The 26181-nt window shown below is 38.5% G+C and carries 19 protein-coding genes; 10 read left to right on the forward strand and 9 right to left on the reverse strand.

Annotated features, from left to right (window positions below; translation table 11 throughout):
- From O0955_RS04855 to O0955_RS04880, 6 genes are all read left to right on the forward strand, one after another.
- Positions 1-1647, forward strand: coding sequence for a UxaA family hydrolase (locus O0955_RS04855; protein WP_269426395.1), 1647 nt, complete (start codon positions 1-3; stop codon positions 1645-1647).
- A 98-nt stretch (positions 1648-1745) separates the two neighbouring features.
- Positions 1746-3146, forward strand: coding sequence for a glucuronate isomerase (gene uxaC / locus O0955_RS04860; protein ID WP_269426396.1), 1401 nt, complete (start codon positions 1746-1748; stop codon positions 3144-3146).
- Positions 3147-3259: 113 nt separating this feature from the next.
- Positions 3260-4318 (forward strand): sugar kinase, encoded by a 1059-nt coding sequence (locus tag O0955_RS04865; protein WP_269426397.1) that lies wholly within the window; start codon positions 3260-3262, stop codon positions 4316-4318.
- Positions 4308-4970 carry a bifunctional 4-hydroxy-2-oxoglutarate aldolase/2-dehydro-3-deoxy-phosphogluconate aldolase gene (locus O0955_RS04870; protein WP_269426398.1) on the forward strand — a complete coding sequence of 221 codons (663 nt, stop codon included), beginning with the start codon at positions 4308-4310 and terminating at the stop codon, positions 4968-4970. Before O0955_RS04865 ends, O0955_RS04870 begins: the two co-directional genes overlap by 11 nt.
- A gap of 26 nt (positions 4971-4996) precedes the next feature.
- Positions 4997-6367: an MFS transporter gene (locus tag O0955_RS04875; protein ID WP_269426399.1), complete on the forward strand. Its 1371-nt coding sequence runs from the start codon at positions 4997-4999 to the stop codon at positions 6365-6367.
- 101 nt (positions 6368-6468) lie between these two features.
- Positions 6469-8094: an NADP-dependent glyceraldehyde-3-phosphate dehydrogenase gene (locus O0955_RS04880; protein ID WP_269426400.1), complete on the forward strand. Its 1626-nt coding sequence runs from the start codon at positions 6469-6471 to the stop codon at positions 8092-8094.
- Positions 8095-8171: 77 nt separating this feature from the next.
- On the opposite strand, the gene O0955_RS04885 is transcribed toward O0955_RS04880, so the two are convergent.
- The 5 genes from O0955_RS04885 to O0955_RS04905 all read right to left on the reverse strand — a co-directional run bounded on the left by O0955_RS04885 (position 8172) and on the right by O0955_RS04905 (position 16635).
- Entirely contained in the window at positions 8172-8876 is a 705-nt protein-coding gene (locus O0955_RS04885) for a rhamnogalacturonan acetylesterase (RefSeq protein ID WP_269426602.1), read from the reverse strand.
- Positions 8877-8956: 80 nt separating this feature from the next.
- Entirely contained in the window at positions 8957-9976 is a 1020-nt protein-coding gene (locus O0955_RS04890) for a pectinesterase family protein (RefSeq protein WP_269426401.1), read from the reverse strand.
- A 78-nt stretch (positions 9977-10054) separates the two neighbouring features.
- Positions 10055-11620: a fibronectin type III domain-containing protein gene (locus tag O0955_RS04895; protein WP_269426402.1), complete on the reverse strand. Its 1566-nt coding sequence runs from the start codon at positions 11618-11620 to the stop codon at positions 10055-10057.
- 12 nt (positions 11621-11632) lie between these two features.
- Positions 11633-13426 carry a RagB/SusD family nutrient uptake outer membrane protein gene (locus O0955_RS04900; protein WP_269426403.1) on the reverse strand — a complete coding sequence of 598 codons (1794 nt, stop codon included), beginning with the start codon at positions 13424-13426 and terminating at the stop codon, positions 11633-11635.
- Between the two features lie 23 nt (positions 13427-13449).
- On the reverse strand, positions 13450-16635 hold the full coding sequence (locus tag O0955_RS04905) for a SusC/RagA family TonB-linked outer membrane protein (protein ID WP_269426404.1): 3186 nt from the start codon (positions 16633-16635) through the stop codon (positions 13450-13452).
- A gap of 272 nt (positions 16636-16907) precedes the next feature.
- Here O0955_RS04905 and O0955_RS04910 point away from each other — a divergent pair, with 272 nt between their 5' ends.
- Positions 16908-17942, forward strand: a complete 1035-nt coding sequence (locus O0955_RS04910) for a LacI family DNA-binding transcriptional regulator (protein WP_269426405.1) — start codon at positions 16908-16910, stop codon at positions 17940-17942.
- 56 nt (positions 17943-17998) lie between these two features.
- Complete coding sequence (locus tag O0955_RS04915; RefSeq protein WP_269426406.1) at positions 17999-19183, forward strand: class I SAM-dependent rRNA methyltransferase; 1185 nt, start codon at positions 17999-18001, stop codon at positions 19181-19183.
- A 277-nt stretch (positions 19184-19460) separates the two neighbouring features.
- On the opposite strand, the gene O0955_RS04920 is transcribed toward O0955_RS04915, so the two are convergent.
- Entirely contained in the window at positions 19461-19712 is a 252-nt protein-coding gene (locus tag O0955_RS04920; protein ID WP_269426407.1) for a DUF6814 family protein, read from the reverse strand.
- A gap of 3 nt (positions 19713-19715) precedes the next feature.
- Complete coding sequence (locus O0955_RS04925) at positions 19716-21236, reverse strand: MFS transporter (protein ID WP_269426408.1); 1521 nt, start codon at positions 21234-21236, stop codon at positions 19716-19718.
- A gap of 136 nt (positions 21237-21372) precedes the next feature.
- Here O0955_RS04925 and O0955_RS04930 point away from each other — a divergent pair, with 136 nt between their 5' ends.
- Positions 21373-22263 (forward strand): bestrophin family protein, encoded by an 891-nt coding sequence (locus tag O0955_RS04930; protein WP_269426409.1) that lies wholly within the window; start codon positions 21373-21375, stop codon positions 22261-22263.
- Between the two features lie 2 nt (positions 22264-22265).
- Here O0955_RS04930 and O0955_RS04935 read toward each other — a convergent pair whose 3' ends face one another.
- Positions 22266-23573 (reverse strand): MFS transporter, encoded by a 1308-nt coding sequence (locus O0955_RS04935; RefSeq protein ID WP_269426410.1) that lies wholly within the window; start codon positions 23571-23573, stop codon positions 22266-22268.
- Between the two features lie 119 nt (positions 23574-23692).
- Between O0955_RS04935 and O0955_RS04940 the strand changes: the two genes are divergently transcribed.
- On the forward strand, positions 23693-24424 hold the full coding sequence (locus tag O0955_RS04940; protein WP_269426411.1) for a class I SAM-dependent methyltransferase: 732 nt from the start codon (positions 23693-23695) through the stop codon (positions 24422-24424).
- Between the two features lie 94 nt (positions 24425-24518).
- Here O0955_RS04940 and hisS read toward each other — a convergent pair whose 3' ends face one another.
- Complete coding sequence (hisS, locus tag O0955_RS04945; protein ID WP_428982401.1) at positions 24519-25907, reverse strand: histidine--tRNA ligase; 1389 nt, start codon at positions 25905-25907, stop codon at positions 24519-24521.
- Positions 25908-26181 lie beyond the last annotated feature (274 nt).

Below are 26181 nucleotides of genomic sequence, written 5' to 3' on the forward strand. Positions count from 1 at the left end.
ATGGTTACGAGAATTTTAAAAATTCATCCAAATGATAATGTGTTGGTTGCCTTGCAAAATCTGGCAAAAGGGGAAACAATTATCCATGATGGGCAAGAATATATTTTACAGGACGATATCAATGCGAAGCATAAGTTTTTTATGCAGGATATGCAGGCTGGTGATCCGGTTATGATGTATGGCGTTTTGGTTGGAAAGGCCCAAAATTTTATCCCAAAGGGTGGTTTAATGAATACCGAAAATACCAAACATGCATCTGACCCTTATGAATTCAGGCCTTATCATTACGAATGGCAGGCACCTGACGTTTCTAAATTTAAAGACCGGACTTTTAACGGATATCTTCGGTCTGATGGCCGGGTTGGAACCGCGAATTACTGGCTGTTTATACCAACTGTTTTTTGTGAGAACCGCAACCTTGATGTCATTCGGGAAGCTTTACACAACGAGTTGGGCTATGCGGTAACCGATAAATATAAATCTTATGCCCACAACCTGGTTGATGCCTGGAAAAACGGGGAAAACCTAGACGAAGCCGATTCAAATTCAATTACTCAGGCCAATCCAGTAAGCAACCGTATTTTTAAAAATGTAGATGGAATTAAATTCCTGAACCATCAGGGCGGTTGTGGAGGAACGCGTCAGGATGCTGCGGTTTTAAGCAAGCTATTAGCGGCTTATGCAGATCATCCAAATGTTGCAGGAGTAACAGTTTTAAGTTTAGGCTGTCAGAATTTACAGGTATACGATTTGATGGAAGATTTAAAACAGCGCAATCCAAATTTCGATAAACCTTTATTTATTTTCGAACAGCAGCAATCGCAAAGCGAAGAGCAGCTGATTAAAGAAGCCATCAGAAAAACCTTTATCGGGCTAACCGAAATTAATAAAACAGAACGCCAGCCTGCACCATTAAGTAAATTGGTTTTGGGTGTAAAGTGTGGTGGCAGCGATGGTTTTAGCGGCATTAGCGCAAACCCGGCCGTGGGCTATACTTCCGATCTTTTGGTGGCTTTAGGCGGAACGGTACTTTTAGCGGAATTTCCTGAACTTTGCGGAGCCGAACAACAATTAATTGACCGTACAAAAGATGAAAATGCGGCAAAAAAATTTATTCAGCTGATGAAGGCTTACAGCCAGGCCGCTGAAAATGCTGGCTCAGGTTTTCACATGAATCCATCACCGGGCAATATAAAAGATGGTTTAATTACCGATGCCATTAAAAGTACAGGGGCAGCAAAAAAAGGAGGAACTTCTCCTGTTGAGGATGTGCTGGATTATACCGAAGCGGCAACAAAACCTGGCTTAAATTTAGTGTGCACACCCGGAAATGATGTGGAAGCCACTACGGGCAAAGCTGCATCTGGGGCCACCTTGATTTTGTTTACAACCGGCTTAGGCACACCAACGGGAAACCCGGTTTGCCCAACCATTAAGGTGGCAACCAACAATGCATTGGCCAGGCGCATGGGCGATATTATCGACATCAATACCGGGCCGGTAATAGAAGGCGAAAAAACCATAGAACAAATGGGCGAAGATATATTAGAATATTGTATTAAAGCCGCTAGCGGAGAGGTAATTCCAAAAGCAGTTTTGTTAAATCAAGATGATTTTATACCTTGGAAGCGCGGAGTAAGCCTGTAGGCCAATCCGTTAAAGCCCTATTGTAAATTAACCAAATTGATACCTAGCTGCACACAAATTAAATTTTGTATGTGCTTTCTACATAACATCCACTTCAAATGAAACCTTTTTTAGACGAAAATTTTCTTTTACAAAGTAAAACAGCACAAACGCTTTACCACAATTTTGCAAAGTCATTACCCATTATTGATTATCACAATCACTTAATTCCTGAGCAGATTGCTAATAATGTTCAGTTTACAAACATCAGTCAAGTTTGGCTTTCCGGCGATCACTATAAATGGAGGGCCATGCGTGCCAATGGTGTTGACGAAAAATACATTACCGGTGCGGGTTCTGATTACGAAAAATTTGAGAAATGGGCAGAAACCGTTCCTTATACACTGCGCAATCCCTTATACCATTGGACACATTTAGAATTGCAGCGCTATTTTGGAGTAAACGAATTGCTGTCGGGTAAAACGGCTCAAAAAATATATGATGAATGTGCTGCTAAACTACAAACTCCTGAATATTCAGTTCGTGGTTTACTGGCTAAAATGAATGTGGAGGCCGTATGCACTACTGATGATCCTTTGGATAGTTTAAACTTCCATCAGCAACTGGCCAGAGAAGGCGTAAATTTAAAAATGCTTCCCGCTTTTCGTCCGGATAAAGCCATGAACAGTGATGATGTGGAAGGTTTAAACGAATACATTGATAAACTGGAAAGTGTGGTGAATAAAACCATTGGTAATTTACAGGATTATATTGATGCACTAAAAAACCGCCATGATTATTTTGCCGCTAATGGTTGCTCGGTTTCAGATCATGGTTTAGAACAGATTTACGCAGAAGATTATACAGAAACTGAAATCTCAGGCATTTTCGATAAAATCCGTAGTAAACAAAAGATCTCTTATCAGGAAAACCTGAAATTCAAGTCCGCTATGCTGGTTTATTTTGCAGAATGGGATCATGAAAAAGGCTGGGTTCAGCAATACCATTTAGGCGCATTGCGGAACAACAATACCCGAATGCTTAGTAAATTAGGCCCCGATACAGGCTGGGATTCTATCGGCGATTTTAGTCAGGCCAGAATGTTATCTAAATTCTTAAACCGTTTGGATACACAGGATAAACTCGCTAAAACCATCATCTATAATTTGAACCCTGCAGATAACGAATTAATTGCAACAATGATCGGTAATTTCAATGACGGATCTGTAGCGGGTAAAGTTCAGTTTGGCTCGGCCTGGTGGTTTCTGGATCAAAAAGATGGAATGATCAAACAGTTAAATGCATTGTCAAATATGGGGCTTTTAAGTCGTATGGTTGGGATGCTTACCGATTCGCGAAGTTTCCTGTCTTTTCCCCGTCACGAATATTTCAGAAGGATTGTTTGCAACCTTTTTGGAGAAGATGTTGAGAACGGAGAATTACCCAATGACATGGAGTGGATTGGCAAAATTGTGCAGGATATTTCGTATTTTAACGCAAAAAATTACTTCAAATTTTAATAAAAACGTGCTTTTTGAAGGAAAATGGTTCGAAAGAAATCATTTCAATCGTTTTCCTTAAATTTTCAGCCTGATTGTGAGAATAGGTCGAAATACGCCGATTAGAGATAAAAATGAGTGACCAAATATCATCCCTGTCAAAAAAAAGAGAAAAAGTTTTAAGCTTCGGGGAATTACTTTTACGCATTTGTCCGGATATGGACGGGCAATGGCTTAAAGAAAATAAACTGCCTTTTTATGTAGGCGGAGCAGAGTTAAATGTAGCAACTGCCCTTGCCCTTTGGAATGTGCCTTCTGCTTATTTATCGGCAGTGCCCGATAATTCTATTGCGCATGAAATTGTAGATGACCTGGCAACTAAAAATATTGACATTTCTAAAATGATATTTGCAGGCAACAGGCTTGGTTTATATTATTTGCCGAAGGGAAAAGACCTTAAAAATGCAGGTGTAATTTACGATCGAGCACATTCCTCTTATTCAGATTTACAGGTCAATCAAATTAACTGGGATGAGGTTTTTGAAGGCGTAAGCTGGTTTCATTTCAGCGCCATTTGCCCGGCCATTAATCAATCGGTAGCTGATGTTTGTTTGGAAGCTGTAAAGGCTGCAAGCGCAAAGGGAATTACCATTTCTTTAGACTTAAACTATAGAGCCAAACTTTGGAAATATGGTAAAGAACCGATAGATATTTTACCTGAACTGGCCAGATACTGTAATCTGATTATGGGTAATGTTTGGGCAGCCAATAAAATGCTTGGAACAGCATTGCATACAGATTTAAAAACAGATGGTGCCTATGCAAAGGAAACGTTACTGCAACAGGCAACCAATACCTCGAAAGAAATTTTAAGTTTGTTTCCAGCTTGTAAAGTAGTTGCCAATACCTTTCGTTTCGATTATGGCAAGGGAATAAGATACTCAACGGCCATTTATACAGAAAATCAATTATCACTTTCAGCAGAATACGTTTCGGATGAAATTTTAGATAAGGTAGGCAGCGGAGATTGTTACATGGCCGGTTTAATTTACGGTTTTTATAATCAGTTGCCGGTACAGGATGTAATTGATTTTGCTACCGCAGCCGCTTACGATAAATTGTACATACCCAGCGATGCCACCACCAGCACCGTTACTGATATAGAAAAAAGAATTATACGCGATGATAAGTAATAAGCATAAAATTTTAGATGCCATTTTAGAACAAGGCATGTTGCCTCTTTTTTACCAGGACAGCGAAGAAGGAAGCGTAGAAATATTGCGCACTTTGTACAAAGCCGGTGTTCGGGTTTTTGAATACACCAACCGGGGTAAATCGGCCCTGCCAAACTTTAAAAAGTTAAAGGAAATCAGAGATGCTGAAATGCCTGATTTATATTTGGGTATCGGAACAATTAAAACGCCTGCAGATGCTCATGCTTTTATTGATGCTGGAACTGATTTTATTGTTGCGCCCATCGTAAATCCGGCTGTTGCCGAAATTGCCAATAAGCTGAATATGCTTTGGATTCCTGGATGTATGACGCCAACAGAAATTAGCGTTGCACAGGAAAATAAAGCGATGCTGATTAAAATTTTCCCGGCTAACATTTTGGGACCAGAATTTATATCATCCATTAAAGATTTATTTGCCGGACAATTATTTATGCCAACCGGAGGAGTAGAAATTGATGCAACGAATTTAAAAACCTGGTTTAAATCAGGTGTTTGTGCTGTAGGCATGGGCAGTAAATTAATCAGTAAAGAGGTTATAGCTAAAGGACTTTATGAGGAGTTATTTGACAATACCAAACTGGCGCTGGAGCTAATTCAGCAGAGTAAATAAAAAACTTAAACACCCAAACTAACCAAATGAACCAGGAAAAAATTGGTAAATACAGATGGACCATTTGCGCCCTTTTGTTTTTTGCTACCACCGTAAACTATTTAGACAGACAAGTATTGAGTTTGCTTTCGGGCAAGCTTGAAACAGAATTTAACTGGACCAATAGCGACTACGCGAACATTACCGCAGCATTTCAATTTGTTTACGCGATATCCATGCTTTTTGCAGGCCGGATTATTGATAAACTGGGTACAAAATGGGGCTATGCCGTTGCAATTGTTGTATGGTCTTTAGGTGCAATTTTACATGCAAAAGCCATTCCGGTGGGTGGTGCAATTTCTTCCCTTCTGGCTTTAGCCGGAATAACAGGAATTTCAATTTCCGTATTGGGTTTTATTGTTTCAAGAGCCGTTTTAGGCTTTGGCGAATCGGGTAACTTTCCGGCAGCCATTAAAGCAACCGCAGAGTATTTCCCTAAAAAAGAAAGATCATTGGCGACGGGTATTTTTAACTCCGGGGCAAACGTTGGTGCTATCCTTGCACCAGCAACGGTACCTTATATTGCCGAAGCCTGGGGCTGGGAAACCGCCTTTTTAATTATCGGTGCCGTTGGTTTTTTATGGTTAATTTTTTGGTTTATATTTTATGATAAGCCGGAAGAACAGAAACGTTTACATAAAGCAGAGCTTGAATATATTTTATGCGATACCGATCAGAAAGTTATTGTGCCCACTGAATCGGAAACAGAAGCTAAAAAAGTTTCCTGGTTTAAGTTGTTGGGCTATAAACAAACCTGGGCCTTTACCTTTGGTAAATTTATGACCGATGGTGTTTGGTGGTTTTTCCTGTTCTGGTTGCCCTCTTATTTAAAAGCACAATATGGCATGGAAGGAACCTCAATTTCATTCCCTCTTTTTGTATTGTACAGCATGACCATGATTGGAAGTATTGGCGGCGGCTGGTTTCCGGCATATTTCCTTAAAAAAGGGTATAATGTTTACGAAGGCCGTATGAAAGCCATGTTCGTCATTGCATTATTCCCATTGGTTATTTTACTGGCGCAACCATTGGGGCATTACACGTATTGGATTCCGGTGATTTTAATCGGGATCGGTGCATCTGCACATCAGGCATGGTCTGCAAATATTTTTACAACCGTTTCCGATATGTTTCCTAAAAAGGCTGTTGGTTCCATCATCGGTATTGGTGGCATGGCCGGAGGTATTGGCGGGGTAATTGTTTCAAAAGTTGGCGGAGCATTATTTGATCATTATAAAACACTGGGACACATTCAAACAGGGTACACCATAATGTTTGCTTTTTGCGCTGTTGCCTATATCATCGCGTGGGTAGTGATGAAAACATTAGTACCTAAAATGAAAATTATCGAACTTTAAAAAAATGATAGGGCATTATTAACCCAGTGCCCTATTTCTTGAAAATAAATCTATACTAAAACTATGGATTAAGCGAACCATAAAACTAATAACAACCAAAATTGAGTACAACATTAAATCTCGACAACCTCTTCGTTGAAGAAAGCCAGATTCCGGATGAATTCAGGCTTTCAGAAGAAATCAATCAGAAAGAGTTTCTCTCTAATGGAGAAATGAAAACCTGGACCGGACCTTTTAACGAAGTTTTTTCGCCTGTTTGCGTAAAAACCGCTGAAGGCTTAAAGCGAAAACGCATCGGTAGTTTCCCGGTTTGTACCGAAAAGGAATCTACTGAAGCACTCGATGCTGCGGTTGCGGCTTATGATAACGGCCGCGGGCAGTGGCCAACCATGAGTGTGGCCGACCGGATTACCTGTGTGGAGAATTTCACGCATAAAATGATCGAGCAAAAGGATATTGTTGTGAAGCTCATTATGTGGGAAATTGGTAAATCCTTTGCCGATTCGGTAAAGGAATTTGACCGTACGGTAGAATATATTTATGCAACAATTGATGCTTTAAAGGATATCGACAGGCAATCATCACGTTTTGAAATTGAGCAGGGAATTATCGCTCAGGTTCGCCGTTCGCCGCTTGGAGTGGTATTGTGTATGGGGCCATTTAATTACCCTTTAAATGAGACTTTTACAACACTTATTCCTGCTTTGATTATGGGCAATACGCTTTTATTCAAACCACCAAAACATGGTACTTTATTGCACTATCCTTTGCTTGAAGCTTTTCGTTCAAGTTTTCCAAAAGGCGTGGTGAATACCATTTATGGCCGTGGAAATATCATTGTGCCGGGTTTAATGAAATCGGGTAAGGTTAATGTGTTAACGCTGATTGGTTCAAGTAAAGTGGCCAACGAACTCAAAAAACTGCATCCAAAAGTAAACCGTTTGAGGGCAATATTGGGGTTGGATGCTAAAAATGCCGCCATTATTACTAAAGATGCTGATCTGGATCTGGCCGTTTCAGAAACCGTTTTGGGCTCACTTTCTTTTAACGGACAGCGTTGTACCGCCATTAAAATTGTTTATGTACACCGTAGTTTAGCGCAGGAGTTTTTAAAGCGTTTATCAGCAGAAGTAGAGAAATTAAAATTTGGAATGCCATGGGAAAAAGGCGTGGCATTAACACCGCTTCCCGAATTGAATAAACCTGAATATTTAAAAGAATGTATTGATGATGCTGTAACACACGGTGCAAAAGTGGTGAACAAAAATGGCGGTCAAACGCTTGAATCTTTTGTTTACCCTGCCATTATGTATCCGGTAAACAGCAATATGAAATTATACCGCGAAGAGCAGTTTGGCCCTGTTATTCCGGTGGTGCCTTTTGATGATCTGGAAGAGCCAATCGAATATTTAATCGGTTCGCCACATGGGCAACAGGTAAGTATTTTCAGCAATAATGCTGCTGTAATTTCTTCGCTGATTGATCCTTTGGTCAATCAGGTAAGTCGTGTAAATATTAACTGTCAGTGTCAGCGTGGACCGGATGTGTTTCCATTTACAGGGCGTAAAGACAGTGCGGAAGGCACCCTTTCGGTCGTTGATGCCTTACGTTCGTTCTCTATCCGTTCTTTGGTGGCCACCAAGCTAACAGACAATAACAAAAAACTGCTGAATGAAATTGTAAGCGACAATGATTCCAATTTCTTAAGTACGAAGTATATATTTTAGATTTTGTAAATCTATATTCAAAAAAGATGTCCCTGTGAGTTTATCAGAGTGGACATCTTTTTTAATTTTAAGGGCGCTTATTTCAGCTTCTTTACTAAATCCAGTTTTAACGTTTTAATTCCTTTTACCACCAGGCCCGCCACGGTTTTAGCACCTTGAGGACTTAGATGCGTATCGTCTTTTTTGCCTGCAGGATAATTTACATTTCCTGAATCAACGTGGTTAAATAATTTTATAGACGATTGATCACCCAGTTTTTTAAGCAAGTCTTCAGTCATAACCAGCATATCAATTAAGGGAACTTTTAATGAATCGGCAACTTTTCTGGTTACGGCAGGATAACCACCATGTGAATCGGTAAGGACACCGTTTTTAAAACTTCTCCTTGATATTGGGGTGAGTAACACCGGAATTGCTTTTTTATTTCGGGCTTCATTTACATAATTAACCAGATTGGTTTTAAACTCGCCTAATGAAGTCCCTACCGCGGGTTTATCTGTTTTTTCGTCATTGTGCCCAAACTCGATCAATACATAATCGCCGGGAGCTAACCGATCAATAACCGGCTGCCAGTGATCAACGGTTTGACCAGTTTTCTCGTTTACATCTGTTTTAAAAGATTTTGTACTTCTGCCATTTAAAGCCCGGTTATCAATGGCTACGTCTGAATTAAAAAAAGCCGGAAGTTCCATACCCCATCCGGTTTCAGGGAAGGCTTTAGGCAATTTGTTGGCGGCGGTAGAATCTCCAACAATGTATACCGTTGTTTTCTTTTGAAAAATGGTGAACTATGCCAGGCTAATAATCGCTATTGCGGCTAAACCGGGAAAGAATTTTATTTTCATATTAATTTTGACGTTGCTTATTGAATTGGATTCCAATGATCCGATCCGCCTAAAATATTTAGAAGAGTATAAGATTTAAATTCGTTGTTTGTTAACTGTTTCGCCCAGCTTACTCTTGATTGAACTGGAGCCCCCGGACCAGTATTTTTGTACTCAGCATAAAATGTAGTTTTTTCTTTGTCAGCAAACATGGCGTCTCCTTTCCAGGGATTCCAGCCTTCGGGAACAATATGACTGCCTAATTCGCATTGGATAAATACAGTTTTCGCATAAGGGCGCCAAGGCCTGCCTAAAAACACTTTTTTAACATCAGAACCGGCGATGAGTTTACAATTAAAAAAAACAAAACCAAAACGCTGACGTGAGGTGGTTGCCGCAGCTGTAATATAAGAATCGGCCAGGCTTTTAATGGTACAGTTTTGAAATACAGCTGTCGCTTTCCCAAAAATAAAATCGGTGGTACCTGCTATAAAACATTGCTCGTAATACTGTCTGCTATTTTCTGTTGCTGCAAACAACGCATCCTGGTGGCCTAAAATTTTGCAGTTTTTTGCCTTAAAACGATCACCTTCAACATGGAGTGCTACCGCTTGTCCAACTTTTCCAGAAGTATTTATAATGGTCAGGTTTTCAAGGCTAATGTCATCGGCTTCGACAAGCAAGGTATAAGAAGTATAGGTTGTTAATTTTTCATTTCCAAAAATGTCTTTCCCTGAAGGATTAGCTTTCCCTGAATAATCATTAAAACTGATAATGGTATTTTCCTCACTTTCTCCTACTAAAGAAATTTTGGTTTTCCAGGAGGGGATAATTAATTTTTCGTTGTAGGTGCCATTTTTAATATAAATTTTGACCTCCTTTTCTCCTAAATCACGAGTGGAATTAACCGCCTCCTGAATGCTTTTGTAATTGCCTGTTCCATCTTTTGAAACCGTTATTGTTGCAGGATATTTAACCTCCTGAGCATGGAGATGAAGAAATGAAAAACTACTTAAAATGAAGAGGGCTATAAATTTAAAATGAGGTGCTCTTGTCATTCTGATCAATATAAATCTGCACGATAAAGTTCATTAAAAAGGGGCAGATTAAAACCTGCCCCTTAAAAAAATATTGATTTAGTTTCTCCACCTTGGATCGCCTATTCCGTTTGCCTTTAAATCTGTTTGGCTGATGGTAAAGTTACCGGTAGCCGGAGCATTAAAGCCAGGGTTTAGCGTTGTAAAAGTTCCTGCATCATATTTGGCACCCGATGTGGCACTTCCTGACATATAGGTTGGTGCATTGAAATAATTATTTGCTGTAAAATTAGCTGCTACAATAATTGTTGATGCCTGGTTGGTTAAAATTCCGCCAGAATTAGCGACTATATTTTTGGAGAAATAAATTTCGTGTTTGGCTAAACGAACATAAAAAAGTCTATTGGCCGCACCATTACACATACCATTAAGCGTATTTGTAGAAACAGTAATAACTGAGGTTATTGAAGGGAAATTCGTAGAACCGGTAGGATCCATCCTAAAAAAGTCTCTTGCTAATACAGATGCATAAACCGTATTATTTGAAAAATTAAGCGTTTTAGTTAAACCCGATCTGAAATCAATAAAATCTCCACCATTACATTCTATACTGCTGATTATGTTGCCTTTAATGCTTACAGATTCGATAAGGGTTTTTAAGTTTACATAAATCAATCCTTTAACATAATTCTTGATTACGCAATTTTCAATAGACAAATTGCCATAGGCATTATCAGAAGCCTCATCATATATAATAGCCTGACTACCATTTAATGAACCCGTACCATCGATTTCTAAATCTTTTAAACCCAAACCAGCATTGGCTTTTACCCTCACAACCATGCCTTTAATCGCTGGCTTTTCTGATGGTTTTGCCCCTTTTAGAGAAATAGAGTTGGTTACTATAACATCTGCATTGATGTTGTAAGTTCCTGGAAATAATGCAAATACATCCCCTGCTTTAGCATTTGCCATTAAAGCTGCTAAATTATCGGTTGGCATTACCGGAATAGCACCTCCCAAATCAAGTAAAGTTGTAAAGGTGGTTGTGCCCCTAACTTTTGCTCCGTTTAATAATTTTGCGGTATATAAAGTTTCACCTGTTAAACCGGTAATGGATGCTTCGCCTGCTGTAATTTCAGCGGCGGTAATGGTGTGCGTAATATTACCTGGGGTTAATGTAATTGTTGTTGCGGGTTCTCCGGCCGGCCAGTTTAAGACAACAGAATTTGATGTTAATTTAGCGGTATTAATCGCCTTAAAAATTTGTTCGGCATCTGTTTTTACGGTTGCTGTAATCCATTTAGAATCCGTTACCCCTTCTCCAATAGCTTTAACCCGGATCGAATATTGCGTATCACCAGCAAGGCCGGTAACGGTATAAGGAACTTGTGTAAAAGCAATATTACTGATAGATTTTAATGGAGTACCAGAAAAATCTGCAGTTTCAAAAACCTCAATGGTATAGGTTTTAGCATTGTTTACTGCTTTCCATGTTAGTTTTACACCTGTTTTATTTACAACACTTGAGGTGAGATCGGTAGGAGAAAATGCCCTGTCAGTCTGTAAACTGGTAATTTCTTCTACTGTATTATCTTTACAAGCTGAGAACCCAATTAAAGCCATCAGAAAGAAAAGGCTGATATATAAATTATTTCTTTTCATAACCTTATGCGCTTATAAATTCAAATTTTTATTATTTAACAATCCGTTAGAAGAGTCTAAAAAGACTTGCCAAATTGGCCAGAACTGCTGTTTATTTGGGTCTTTTACGGCAAGTGCATCCCAATACGTAATGGCGTCACCCGTAGCAGCCATTGTCCATGCCTTGCTCGATGGGTAGTTTAAAGCAATGCCTTGCGCATCCGTATCCCCGAAGTTTAAGCCATAAATTTCAACAGTTTCGCCATTTGCAGCTGTTCTGTAATAAATTTTAGCTGGAAGTGCGGCATATTTACCCTGTCTGGTTTCTAATTGCTGCAATTTAGTTTTAGCCTCTGCAATTTTTACCCCTAATAAATTCCAACGGATTAAATCATTCTTTCTTAACATTTCGCCGGTAAATTCTAAAGCTCTTTCGTTTACAATTGCATCAAAGAAAGCTTGTTTTGATGCGGTTGCCGTAGCCATAAACGCAGTTACTTTTGCCGGATTAGTAGGGAAAGCTCTATCTCTGATCATTTTTAAATATGGAGCAGCTGCGGCCGGACCATCTAATTCGTTAACGGCTTCTGCGGCCATTAAAACCACATCCCCGTAACGCATGTACATCCAGTTTAAACCATCATCGTTGGTAGAGGTTACCCTTCTTTTCATCCACTCATAACGGTATTTACCAAAATATAAACGGCCTAATGCCGAAGGCACCTGGTAGCCGCCGGTATCGCCTGTGCCACCATCCCATTCGTAAGGAACGATGGTTACAGCTCTTCTTACATCATCTTTATCATACTCATATAACATAATTGGGTTTGGCCCATCAGTACCCCCTTTATTCTGCCCGGTATATTTATCTGTTTTGAGGTGTTTAACACCCAGATCAAAAATAACCCGGCCTCTGCCTTCGCTAAATGGAATTTCCCACATCGATTCTAAACCAGCTGCACCGCCTTCTTCATTTAGTTTTCTAAATATTTCTTCAAAGCCCAGTAATCTAAGTTTGTTGCTGTTGATGATGTCGATACATTCTTTTTTAGCAATGGCATACATTTTATCACGCGATAAATCCGGATCAGAACTTAAGCGTACTGTACCATCAAGACGTTGTGCATAACCACCCGCAGCTAAGGCCAAACGAGCTCTTAAGCCTTTGGCGAAAGCTTTACTTACCCGTTCTACTTTGGCTGTTATTGCATTTTCTCCCGGCCAGGGCAGGTAACCTTGTGCCTCATCTAAATCAGCTAATAATTGTTTGTAAATAACATCTCTGTCGTTTCTTTCCAAGTAGGTTGTTCCTGAAGTAATGGGCTCAAAACGAGCCGGTACATCGCCCCAACCCTTAATTAAATCGTTGTATAATACTGCACGCAGGGTTAAAATTTCACCTAAAATTTGAGCCATTTGCGGATTACTGCTAATATTGCCGTATGTTCTCAAACCCCTGATGGCTAAATTAGCCCTTTCAATACCTTCATAAAATTTGGCCCAGGCATTATCTGCTGTATTCATTTGACCATTGTTTACATTGGCATCGTAGTTAGATAACTTTGCTTTATCGTCTATCGTTTTTAAACCATTATAAACTTCTGCATCGTTGTTTAGTCCATAATAAACCAAAAACCGGCCACGGTAAGAATTGGTTTCTCCAAATGACTGAAGAATACCCGGAATTGATCCTTCTGCCAAAGCTGGAGTAGAAAAAATAACAGACTCGTCCAAAGAGGATTTTGCGGGAGCATCTAATGCTTTTTTACAGCTGCTTATAAAAGTAAGCGTTGTAAGGATGAACATTGTATATATAATCTTTTTCATTCTTTTTATATTAAATGATGTGCCTAAAAATTAACATTTACACCAAAAACAAACGATTGGCTTTTTGGATAAGCAGAATAATCTACGCCAGGTGTTAGTGAGCTTTTGCGGCGGGTAGAAACTTCCGGATCAAAGCCCGAATAGTTGGTTAACAGCCATAAATTATAAGCAGAAGCATAAACTCTTAATTTTTTCATTTTTAATTTCTCCGAAATTTTCGCTGGCAAGGTATAACCCAGTGTTAGCGTAGATAATCTTAAAAATGAACCATCTTCAACAGCCCAGTCGCTTAACACAAATGTTTTCATATAAGGAGACCATAGCGTTGTATTTGCATTCATGGCAGCAAGTTCGGCCGGATCATTACTAATGGTACCATCAGCACGTAAGTTTGTCCAGCGGTTTCCAGTAGCCATTTCAGAGATCATATTTCTGGAACTGTATTTACTGGTAGAAGTATATTCTATTTTATTGGCATTGTAAATATCGTTTCCATAACTCCAGTTAAAATAAGCACCAATATCGAAATTGTATATTCTTGAATTTATAGAGAAACCACCTGTATTTAATGGATTTGCATTACCAATAATTGTTCTGTCTGACAGATCGATTTTACCATCACCTGAAAGGTCTTCAATCTTCATAGAACCCGGACGTAAAGCTCCGATAAATGCAGTAGCATCTACCACTCCAGGTTTCAATGTCCAGTTACCCGTTGTTGCATTATAACCAGAGAAATCAGAAACTTCGTATCGGCCAGCACTGCGGTAACCATACATTCTACCTACCGAAGCGCCTTCTTCAACTAAATAATCAACACCAACTTCGGTTGAAGCCCAACCCGATGATGCGTTGATGTTTTTAACCGGACCTAATGAAAGTACTTTATTTCTATTGAAACTAATATTTGCATTAAATGATAAATCGAAATTGGTTTTGCGCACTGCATTCCAGTTCAGGGTAAATTCTAAGCCCTTATTTTGTGTTGAGCCAAGGTTGCGATACTGATTATCGTAACCGGTACCGGCAACGGGAAATAGAATTAATAAATCTTTTGTCTTATTTGAATAGGCATCAATCGTACCGGTAACCTTTGAGTTAAACAATGAAAAATCAAGACCTATATTCCTGGTGATGGTGGTTTCCCATTTTAAATCTGGGTTAGCCATAACTTTAGAAGCAGCCCAATAGCTACCGAAACCATTTACCCAAGTGGTAACAGAATTCTGGAAGCTTTGAACGGTTTGACCTACCGGGATATTGTTATTACCTGCGCTACCATAACTCGCTCTTAATTTTAAATCGTTAAGCCATGGTTTCGTTCCTTTCATAAAATCTTCCTGAGAAATTCTCCAGGCACCAGAAACTGAGGGGAAATAGGCCCATTGGTTTCCCGGCGAAAATTTAGAAGAGCCATCCGCCCTGAAAGTTGCACTCAGTAAATATTTGCCTAAATAATCATAGTTTGCTCTTCCAAAAAAAGAAAATAAGTTATTATCGTTAGAAAAATTGTTATCAATGGTGTTTGCTTTTCCTTGAGTAGATAAAACTCTGGCTTGCTCAAACGTAAAGGTTTTCGGAAGCCCATGCACAACGTTGATCAAAGTACCAGCTTCAGTTGTCATGTACTCCTGTCCCACCATCACATTTAAATTATGGTTTTTATTTAAGACTTTACTAAAGTTATAATTTAAAGTATTTGAATTTCTAAAGGTATTCGTGGTTGCATTTGCAAAAATAATGGCCGGTAGATTCTGGTTTTCTGCTGAAGGAACATTTCTTACATAATAAGTTGTGGTTCCATAAAAACGATCCTGATTATTTCTAACATCATCAATACCCACTTCAGCACGCAATCTTAAATTATCGATAATGTCATAAGTTAGGGCACCATTAACATTAAAAGCCTTACGACGGATATATTGGTTGTTATCAGAAATTGAAACCAATGGATTATACAAGTTAAATTCATCATCAGTTTCTGTAGTGGTGGTTAAACCCGGTACAGGAAAAGGTGGATAAATCATGGCAAATTTCAAGCGTGAATCTGCTGAAGAAACCTCGTTTTGCTCATTTGTACCCCCGCCATTTGTTTTGGCATCCGAATACCTAAATCCTAAATCAAGTGTAAGCTTGTCGAATAATTTATGGTTGAGCTTAAAGTTTAAATTTTGTCTTTGATAATCCGAAAGCTGCATAATGGCTTTATCCTTAACAAAGTTATGGCTAATGGTATATTTAGTTTTTTCGCCACCACCACTAATGCTTAAATTAGAGTTAAAAGTACTGCCTGTACGTCCAAAAACTAACTCTTGCCAATCGTTTGCAGGTACATTCTGGTATAAATCAATATCCTGGTAGTTGCCAAAATACTTGGTATAATCAGTTGGTGATTTATCTAAAAGCGAACGCTCATATTGCCAGGTTGCATAATCGTAAGGCGTTAAAACATCCAGTTTTTTCGCCAGTTTTTTTACCCCGCCAAATACATTAAAGCTGATGGCTGTTTTACCGTCTTTACTATTTTTTGTGGTAATCATGATTACTCCATTAGCACCTCTTGAACCATAAATCGCTGCAGATGATGCATCTTTTAAAATATCTATACTCTCAATATCCTGTGGCGCAATATCTGAAATCGAATTTACAGGGAAACCATCAACGATATAAAGAGGTGTATTATCACCTGTTATAGAGCCACCACCTCTAAGGCGTACCACTAATTCTGCATTTGGCGCACCTTCTGTTGATCCAATACTTACACCTGCAACCCGGCCCTGAATGGCCTCTATAGCAGAAGAAACGGGAGCTGCGGCGATTACATCAGCACCTACGGAGCCTACTGCACCCGTTAAGTCTTTTTTGCGCACCGTTCCATAACCAATATTTACCGTTACTTCCTGTAAGGTATTGGCATCTTCTTCTAAACTAACATCAAGTTTAGATTGATCGGTAACCGCAATACTGCGTGATTTGTAACCAATGTAACTAAAGGTCAAAATAGCACCATTTGAAGGGACACTTATTTTGTAAGCGCCCTTGCTATCGGTAGTGGTGCCAACTTTTGAATCTTTAATGTTAACACTTACTCCAATCAGTGGTAATCCGTCTGATTTATCTTTTACTATACCCGTTACCTGCTTATTTTGTGCGAATGCCAGGCCAACAGAAAAAGAGAGAAATGTTAATACGAGTAAAACTCTTCTCATAATCGTTTATTTATTTTGAAATTAATTTGGTTTCCGGTTAGAATGTGCCTGTTAAAACACAAAGAATATTATTCTTAACTTTTGCTTTAAAGGATGGTTAATATTTGGTTTATTTTAGCTTAACAATTTTACAAACTAAATATTAATTGAACTCAGATTTAACCAAAAAACTGTGCAATCGTTCCCGTTAACGTTATCATGTAATTCCCACTAATTTTAACTTTAAGTCGCCTTAACCGATATTTTTTGTAAATTCGGAACTGGTACTTAATATGAGACTTGAAACATCCACTATAAAAGATATTGCCAAAGCTTTAGGATTCTCAACTTCCACTGTTTCCAGAGCTTTGAGAGACCGTTACGAAATTAGTGAAGAGACTAAGAAAATAGTCTTGGCTTATGCTGAAAAGGTAAATTACCGGGCCAATCCAATTGCCCGCAGTTTGAAAGAACGCCGTAGCTATTCTATCGGGATTGTGGTGAGCGAAATTGCCAATAATTTCTTTTCTCAGGTCATTAACGGCATGGAATCTATCGCTTATGACAAAGATTACCATGTGATCATTTCTCAAAGCCACGAATCACATAAACAAGAAAAACTCAACGTAGAGCATCTTGCATCACGTTCTATTGATGGTTTACTAATTGCGCTGTCATCAGAAACTGAAGATATAGATTATTTAAGAGATTTGTATGCCCGTGGTTTGCCAATTGTATTCTTTGACCGCGTGCCCGAAAATTTTGAAACACATAAAGTAATTGCCAATAATTTTAAAGGCGCTTTTGATGCGACAGAACACCTTATTTTATCTGGCAAAAGAGTCATTGCACACCTGACCAATTCTGAAACCTTATCCAACACCAAAGAAAGATTAGAAGGCTATAAAGCAGCTTTGGCAAAATATCACATTGAGTTTAAACCCGAACTGGTTAAATATTGTCAGCATGGTGGCATGCACAGCGAAGAATTGGAAGTTGCGGTAAAAGAACTATTGCCACTTAAACCGGATGGCATTTTTATCTCCAGCGACAGGTTAACCACGGGCTGCATTATGGCCCTGAAAAATACCAATCCAGAAGTGGCACATAAAATTGCAATCGCTGGTTTTACCAATTCCAGCCTGGTTAATTTGTTTTCCCCATCATTAACTTCGGTTAAACAGCCTGCCTTTGAAATGGGACAGGTTGCGACCGAATTACTCATCAAAATGATTGAGGCCAAACGACCCGTAACTGAGTTTGAAACCAGGGTTTTAGACACCGAATTGGTTAAAATGCATAAACAACCAAGCAATCGTTTCCTTTAATTTTTACATTTCGCCTCCCTGTTCCATCCTACCGCTCTTTTACTTACCTTTGCGGCATGGTAGAAATCATATTAAAAAAGGGCAAAGAAAAAGCAGCATTGCAAAGACATCCCTGGATATTTTCGGGTGCACTGGATAAAATAAAAGGAAAACCAGAAAATGGTGATGTAGTAAAAGTATTTGCTTTTGATCATGAATTTTTAGCCTACGGATATTATAATGCCAATTCAAGAGTGGCGGTGCGCCTTTTAGAATGGAATGAAAACCAGCTGATCAATAAGTCCTGGTACCAGAGCCGCTTAAAACAAGCCATTGCTTCTCGACAATTTATTTTGAGCGATCAAACCAATACTTGTCGCCTCGTATTTAGTGAAGCCGATTTTCTACCCGGCCTTATCGTTGATCAATACGCCGATTTCCTTTCCCTGCAAATTTTATCATCGGGAATAGAAAAGGTAAAAACAGAACTGGTTGATATTTTGAGAACAGAATTACAGCCTAAGGGTATTTTTGATAAAAGTGATGCCACCGCCCGCAGGCATGAAGGTTTGCCCATTGAAAATGGCTTGCTTTGGGGCGAAAATCCGCCTGAATTTTTAGAAGTAAAAGAGAATGGAATTCGCTATAATATTAACATTGCGGAAGGACAAAAATCGGGATTTTATTGTGATCAGCGTGATAACAGACAGATTTTAGCCAGTTACACCAAAGGCAAAAAAGTTTTGGATTGCTTTAGTTACAGTGGTGGATTTAGCTTGAACAGTTTGGCTAATGGTGCAGCAAGTGTAACCAGTGTAGACAGCTCAGGCCTTGCCGTTGAAACCCTGAAACAAAATGTTGCTTTAAATAGATTTGAAGAAAGCAAAGTTACAACCATACAATCTGATGTAAATAAACAATTAAGAACGTTTAAAGAATCAGGAGAATTATTTGATGTAATTGTACTCGATCCGCCAAAGTATGCGCCTTCGCGTTCGGCTTTAGACCGGGCCGCAAGAGCTTATAAAGATTTAAACCGTTTGGGCATGTTGCTACTTGAAAAAGGTGGTTTATTGGCAACATTTTCTTGCTCTGGTGCGGTAGATTTAGAAACCTTTAAACAAATTATTGCCTGGGCTGCGCTTGATGCCGGTAAAGAAGTTCAGATTATTAAACAATTTAGTCAGCCCGAAGATCATCCGGTTCGCATCTCATTTCCAGAAGGCGAATATTTAAAAGGTTTATTGGTTAGGGTGCTTTAAGCAAGATTGTTATAGTTTTTGTTGCAAACTGAAGCTGAAGGCTGTATGTTAAAGCAATAAAGATTTTTGGTTTTGGAAAGCAATGGTCATTAGTTCTTAAAGAAGTTTGTTCCTGCTTTCCGCTGTATCCCCGATGAAATATCGGAGGATGCCGCTCCAATCAGGTTTATAAACATTGTAGGTGCAGGAAAGTAAACCGTCATCATGACGTGGTATTGTTATAATTTTCATCTGTTTAAAGCAATAGATATTTTTTGGAAAGGGAAGTTTTGTGAAATTAAATTTCTTCCGAACTTTCGGGCAGCTGATCGTATTCCCCTTTCCAGGCATAAAAACCAAAAATCATTAAACCTAAACTGATTGGAAAAAAGATAAACAGAATAATGCCCCACTGTAAAATGGTATTGGTTCGTTCAATATCAGTGTGGGTTAATCCAACTTTTTCTATGGCTTGAATAAACAAAAAAGTCATGGCCATTGGGCCCAAAACCATCCAGATTAACCCTAAAAATTTCTTTACTGCTTTCATCTTTTAATCGTTAATATTTTCGTCTCTTTTGTTTGATAAATAAATGGTTCCAATAACCAAACTTAAGGTTGCAATCCCAATTGGGTACCAAAGTCCTGATAAAGGTGTTGAGCCCGCAAAACTGGCAATCAGTGTGGCAATAAACGGAACCAGGCCTCCGAAAACACCATTGCCAATGTGATAAGGTAATGACATGGAAGTGTACCTGATTTTTGTTGGAAAAAGCTCAACCAAAAATGCTGCAATTGGTCCGTAAACCATGGTTACCAATAAAATCTGAAAGAAAATTAAACCCACAAATTTCCAAAAGGTTGCCGTTGGCAAAACCTTATCTTTTATAATCTCTTTTGCTGGCAATAAACCATTTTTAAGAGAAAGCGTATCCACCTGAATTTTATTAAAAGAAGCACCATTTTTCAATGTGACTTTTGTTGTAGAGGTATAAAGGCTGTCTGGAGTACCGGGTATCACTTCGTGCTTTACTTTCGGCGCCATATAAACGGCACCCGTTAAATCCATTTTAGAAGTATCCGTATCATTCAGAAATATTTGATAAATAGGCCGGTAAAAGACAATACCCAGCAGCATCCCGGTCAGCATAATCCATTTGCGCCCAACTTTATCACTCCAGGAACCAAAAACAACAAAAAAGGGCGTGGCAAAAGCAATTCCCCATAGCAAAATATACCGTGAGTCATTAAAATCAAGTTTACAGGTGTTTTCTAAAAATGACTGTGCATAAAACTGTCCGGTGTACCAAATTACACCTTGCCCCATGGTTGCCCCAAATAACGCCAGCAACACCATTTTGAAATTGGCTTTCTGACTAAAACTTTCCTTTAAAGGGTTTTTAGAAATTTTACCTTCAGATTTTAACTTGGAGAACATGGGCGATTCATGCATTTTCATCCGGATGTAAATCGAAACCACGACCAAAACAATAGATAATAAAAATGGAATGCGCCATCCCCAGTTGCCAAAAGCTTCTGCACCTAAAATGTTTTTAGTAATTACGATTACACCTAACGAAAGAAAAAGACCTAATGTTGCAGTGGTTTGAATCCAGCTGGTAAAAAATCCCCTCCGGTTTTTAGGGGCGTGTTCGGCCACGTAAGTTGCCGCACCTCCATATTCGCCACCTAAAGCTAAACCTTGAATTAACCTTAAAATTAAAACCAATATTGGGGCTGCGTAACCTATAGTTTTATAAGAAGGAATTAAGCCAATCAAAAAGGTAGAGCCACCCATTAATACGAGTGTAAGCAGAAAAGTGTATTTCCGGCCAATTAAATCACCTAAACGCCCAAAAACCAATGCCCCAAAGGGACGCACAATAAAACCAGCGGCGAAAATAGCAAGGGTGTTAATCAGTGCAGATGCACCTGCATCTTCAGGGAATAACTGATGACCAATAATTACAGCCAAACTGCCAAAAATATAGAAGTCGTACCACTCAATTAATGTGCCCAGCGAAGACGCACCGATCACTTTAAAAATATTATTCTTTGGGATGATTTCACTCATGAAAAAGGATATTTGGTTTTTCTAATATAGTTTAAATTTAAGAGGATAAGGATTTTAGCAAAAGATTGTAACTAAAATTGTTACACCAGCAAACATTTCGCTTTTAGAATTGTATTTTCACTCATAAAATAATAATATGCTTTTAATACAGAACATCCGGTTAAGCCGAATTTTAAGAAATACATGGCAGGTTGATCTGATTATGATCGTTTCCTGTACCGGGGCTTATCTGATTCGCGAATATTTAATTGCTTACCACTTCGAAATCCCTTCCATCATTCCGACTGTATTGGGTACGGCTATTGCTTTTTTTATTGGTTTTAATAATAACCAGGCTTACGACCGCTGGTGGGAAGGCAGAAAGATATGGGGCTCGCTGGTTAACGATTCCCGTTCATTTGCCCGCTGTTTAATTAATTATGTGGATAAAGACAATGAAGTAGCCAAAAAGATGGTTTTCAGGCACATTGCTTTTTTATATGCACTGAAAGCAAATTTAAGAGGAACAGTTGACGAAATTTATATTAAATACTTGAGTGAGGAGGATTTGAAAGAAATAGAGAAACACAGTAACGCCCACAATGCCATTCTGAATATTCAATCCAGAGATTTACAGATCTTATCTAAAACAAATGCGGTAGATGGTTTCAGATTTATTGAAATTAATGAAATGCTTACCCGTTTTTCGGATTCTATGGGAATGAGTGAGCGCATTAAAAACACCATTTTCCCTACAACTTATACCTATTTAACCAAGGTATTTATCTGGCTTTTTGTAGTTACTTTTACCTTGGTTATCAGTCAGTCGGCAGGTATTTTTTCTATTTTCCTGGGGTGGCTGATTGGATTTGTATTTGTTTCTACCCAAATAAACGGAATGAGCTTAGTCAATCCTTTCGAGAATAATTCTGCAGGAGTACCGTTGAATCAGATTACCCGAACCATAGAGATTAACCTGCTTCAAATGCTTGGAGAAGACGAAATTCCGGAGCCGGTAAAACCAATTAACGAAGAATATATCCTTTAAACCTAGTCTTCTATTTTAGAGTGATGTTTGGTGTCTTTCATTGTGCTATATAAAATCAATGAAATTAATACACAAAAACTAACATAGATGTAAAAGTAATTTTCGTGACCAATGTTTTTAAACCAGAGGGCTAAATATTCTGCTGTTCCTCCAAAAATTGCAACGGTTAAAGCATAAGGAAGCCCAACACCCAATGCCCTGATGTGTGCCGGAAATAATTCTGCTTTAACTACAGCATTAATACTAGTATAACCACTTACAATAATTAAAGCGCCAACCATTAAAAGAAAAATAAGCGTAGTGCTTGTCGCAAAAGTTAAGGTAATTAAAATAGGATAAGTACAAAGAGTACCTAAAATACCAAAACCAATCAGTAAGGGTTTGCGTCCGATTTTATCAGACAGTAAGCCAAACAAAGGCTGTAAAAAGGCAAACACCAAAAGCGAAACAAAGGATAAGATGGTCGATTTCTCTTTGGTTAAATGCACCGTATTTACTAAAAATTTCTGCATGTAAGTACTGAAAGTATAGAATGCAATTGTGCCACCGAGCGTAAGTCCAACCACGGTTAAAACTTCTTTAGGATAGTCTAATAGTGCCGCTATTCCTCCTTTTTGGGCTTTTTCACTGGTCGATTTGAAAGCGGAGGTTTCATTAATGTGCCTGCGTAAATACAAAGCAGTAAAAGATAAAATTGCACCAATAAAAAATGGAATTCTCCATCCCCAGGCATGTAATTCAGCAGAGGTTAATAGCCAGTTTTGTAAAATCAGCTGGATGCCCAGGGCCAATAATTGCCCGCCAATTAAAGTAACATATTGAAAACTTGAGTAAAAACCACGATGCTTTTTCGTGGCCATTTCACTTAAATAAGTCGCTGATGTTCCATATTCACCACCTGTGCTTAAACCCTGAATAAGCCTTGCGAAAAGTAATAACAGGGGTGCCGCTACGCCGATTTGATTATAACCGGGTGCTAAACCAATCATCAGGGAGCCAATGGCCATAATAAAAACCGAAAGTGTCATTGATTTTTTCCTTCCGTATTTATCTGCAATACTGCCAAATAACCAGCCTCCAATGGGGCGCATTAAAAAGCCAACGGCAAAAATTCCGGCGGTGCCTAAAAGCTGTGCTGTTGGATTGCTGTTGGGAAAGAAAATAGGAGAAAAGTATAAGGCAAATGCCGAATAGGTATACCAATCATACCACTCCACCAGATTACCTATAGATCCGCCAAAAATAGATTTTAGCCTGTGTTCAACATCTTTAATCTCATCTTTTTGTAAAGTATCAGCAGTTTTATGCATACAGCGAAAGTTTTACCCGGAATGGCTTAAATTAAATTTATGGCTTGGTTAGAAACAGAACAAATATAGCTTATTTGTGTTTTAATCCTGTCCGTTTACTGATCTAAGTATATTTCCTTATGAAAGATAATTTTTCTACGCAGGCAGCAGAATATGCGCAATTCAGACCTACTTATCCACCTGAACTCTATGATTTTCTCTTATCACTAATTAAAGAAAAGAATAATGTCTGGGATTGCGCAACTGGAAACGGACAGGTTGCCCGTGAACTGGCGAAGCATTTTAAGCAGGTTTTTGGAACGGATATCAGCGAAAATCAACTTAAAAATGCAGCTAAAGCTGAAAATATTTCTTACCTGATCGAACCTTCTGAACGCAGTTCTTTTGCAAATCATATTTTTGATTTAATTACGGTTGCCCAGGCCATCCATTGGTTTCAGTTTGATGCTTTTTACCTGGAAGTTAAACGTACTCTAAAACCCGAGGGCATTTTTGCGGCAATTGGTTATGGTATCATGCAGATTGATCAAAAAGTAGATGTTGTTATCCACAAACTTTACGAGGATATTTTAGGGAAGTACTGGGATGAAGAACGCAAATATATTGAAGAAGGATATCAAACTATTCCTTTCCCTTTTGAAGAGATTGCCACCCCCCATTTTTCCATTAAAACCACCTGGAATTTTGATCAGCTGATCGGCTACTTAAATACCTGGTCAGCTTTGCAGCATTACAAAAAAGCGAATGATAAAAACCCAATAGAATTTGTTTTTACAGAACTAAAAGAAGCCTGGGGAGACGATGCTTTGAAAGACATCACCTTCCCTATTTTACTAAGAGTGGGGCGTTAACTTTAATCGGGAAAATAGAAAGAATTTTACAGCTCAGGTTTCTGTCAGATCCATTAAGATTGCTTCGTACCTCACAAGGAGGAAATCATTTTCTTTACTTCAGCAAATCCAGAATACTTAAAGTGGTTAATTTTTTCTGCTCCCCGCTTTGCATATCTTTCAACGTAAGTTCTCCGCTTGCAATTTCATCACCTCCGATTAAAATCACGTAAGGAATTTTTTTAGCGTCAGCATAAGCCATTTGTTTTTTCAGCTTTGCTGCAGTTGGATATAACTCAGCAGGAATCCCTGCCGTTCTAAGTTGCTGCAGAATGGGTAAAGCATATTTTTCTGCCTCCGCATCGAAATTGCTGATGAGTACTTTCGTACCTATTTCGGCTGACGAAGGGAAAAGATTAAGTTCTTCTAAAACGTCATAAATACGATCTGCTCCGAAAGAAACACCCACGCCAGTTAAATCTTTAAGCCCAAACATGCCTGTTAAGTCATCATAGCGACCGCCACCACCAATACTGCCCATGGCAACTTCGTTGGTTTTAACCTCAAAAATGCAGCCTGTATAATAATTTAAGCCGCGTGCTAAGGTAATGTCTAATTCTAATTTGGCGGTAAGTGGCAAAGCGTAAGCAATAAGGCTGTCGACATATTCAAAAACCTGTTCAATTTCTGCAATACCTTTTAAACCAGTTTCAGAATTTGCCAAAACAGCTTTTAAACTGGCGAGTTTTTCCTCGTTTGTTCCTTGTAATAAAATTACCGGACGAAGTTTTTCTAAATCTGCTTCTGTAAAACCGCGTTCTAATAATTCTTTACACACGCCATCTAACCCGATTTTATCAAGTTTATCAATGGCAACCGTCATATCAATGATTAAATCAGGTTTGCCTATAATCTCGGCAATGCCTGATAGAATTTTTCTATTATTTATTTTAACAACAAAATCCTTCAAGCCCAATTTGCTTAAAGCTTCATCATAAATCAGGATAAATTCGGCTTCATTTAATAAACTTTCAGAACCTACCACATCAACATCACATTGATAAAATTCCCGGTATCGGCCTTTTTGTGGCCTGTCTGCACGCCAAACCGGCTGTACCTGAAAACGTTTAAAAGGTAAGGTTATATCGTTTTGGTGCATTACTACGTAACGGGCAAAAGGTACTGTTAAATCATAACGTAATGCTTTTTTAGACAAACTTGGAGTCAATTCTTTTGCGCTGATAGATTTTCTCGCCTTAACTTCTTCATCAAGAATCTTTTTTAATGTTGAACTTCTATTAATTATATAATAGAACCCGAGGTAGATTTCTTCATAACGGAAGTTACGATCAGAAATCTCAGAATAATAAGCTAGTCTATTAATAAACGGTTTGAATTTTAAGCTTTTGGTTCCTTTACTCAAAAGATATTTAACAAAGATGTTCTTAATCTCAAAGAAATAATTGGTTCTTTTTATTTTTGTATGGAAAAGACTAGATGACAATTTTGATAATAAAAGGTCTTTTTGGTAGAGCAGACTTGTATTTTTCAATATTGGAATAAAATCAATAAGCTGCTTTGCAAAATCATCTGCAATAAGTAAAAAATCTTTACGTGTGTCCTCTTTAACAAGGATGGAATCTAATTTCGGCAAGATTTTTTTGTTTAAATCACTTGTATATTCACCTGATTCTAATATCTTAAAAATCAGCTTGTCACCCTCTTCCCCATACTTCCCCATTAAGGTATCACTATTTTCCATACTTGGTGTTTGGATT

Origin of the sequence: Pedobacter punctiformis, from assembly GCF_027213715.1 — a bacterium.
GTDB classification, from domain to species: domain Bacteria; phylum Bacteroidota; class Bacteroidia; order Sphingobacteriales; family Sphingobacteriaceae; genus Pedobacter; species Pedobacter punctiformis.

What these genes read in the sequence shown, in the direction of transcription:
- O0955_RS04910 (WP_269426405.1), top strand. Translation starts at nt 16,908, where the DNA reads ATGAGACTTGAAACATCCACTATAAAAGATATTGCCAAAGCTTTAGGA.
- O0955_RS04930 (WP_269426409.1), top strand. Translation starts at nt 21,373, where the DNA reads ATGCTTTTAATACAGAACATCCGGTTAAGCCGAATTTTAAGAAATACA.
- O0955_RS04895 (WP_269426402.1), bottom strand. Translation starts at nt 11,620, where the DNA reads ATGAAAAGAAATAATTTATATATCAGCCTTTTCTTTCTGATGGCTTTA.
- O0955_RS04905 (WP_269426404.1), bottom strand. Translation starts at nt 16,635, where the DNA reads ATGAGAAGAGTTTTACTCGTATTAACATTTCTCTCTTTTTCTGTTGGC.
- O0955_RS04855 (WP_269426395.1), top strand. Translation starts at nt 1, where the DNA reads ATGGTTACGAGAATTTTAAAAATTCATCCAAATGATAATGTGTTGGTT.
- O0955_RS04870 (WP_269426398.1), top strand. Translation starts at nt 4,308, where the DNA reads ATGATAAGTAATAAGCATAAAATTTTAGATGCCATTTTAGAACAAGGC.
- O0955_RS04865 (WP_269426397.1), top strand. Translation starts at nt 3,260, where the DNA reads ATGAGTGACCAAATATCATCCCTGTCAAAAAAAAGAGAAAAAGTTTTA.
- O0955_RS04920 (WP_269426407.1), bottom strand. Translation starts at nt 19,712, where the DNA reads ATGAAAGCAGTAAAGAAATTTTTAGGGTTAATCTGGATGGTTTTGGGC.
- O0955_RS04890 (WP_269426401.1), bottom strand. Translation starts at nt 9,976, where the DNA reads ATGACAAGAGCACCTCATTTTAAATTTATAGCCCTCTTCATTTTAAGT.
- O0955_RS04915 (WP_269426406.1), top strand. Translation starts at nt 17,999, where the DNA reads ATGGTAGAAATCATATTAAAAAAGGGCAAAGAAAAAGCAGCATTGCAA.
- O0955_RS04940 (WP_269426411.1), top strand. Translation starts at nt 23,693, where the DNA reads ATGAAAGATAATTTTTCTACGCAGGCAGCAGAATATGCGCAATTCAGA.
- O0955_RS04935 (WP_269426410.1), bottom strand. Translation starts at nt 23,573, where the DNA reads ATGCATAAAACTGCTGATACTTTACAAAAAGATGAGATTAAAGATGTT.
- O0955_RS04900 (WP_269426403.1), bottom strand. Translation starts at nt 13,426, where the DNA reads ATGAAAAAGATTATATATACAATGTTCATCCTTACAACGCTTACTTTT.
- O0955_RS04875 (WP_269426399.1), top strand. Translation starts at nt 4,997, where the DNA reads ATGAACCAGGAAAAAATTGGTAAATACAGATGGACCATTTGCGCCCTT.
- uxaC (WP_269426396.1), top strand. Translation starts at nt 1,746, where the DNA reads ATGAAACCTTTTTTAGACGAAAATTTTCTTTTACAAAGTAAAACAGCA.
- O0955_RS04925 (WP_269426408.1), bottom strand. Translation starts at nt 21,236, where the DNA reads ATGAGTGAAATCATCCCAAAGAATAATATTTTTAAAGTGATCGGTGCG.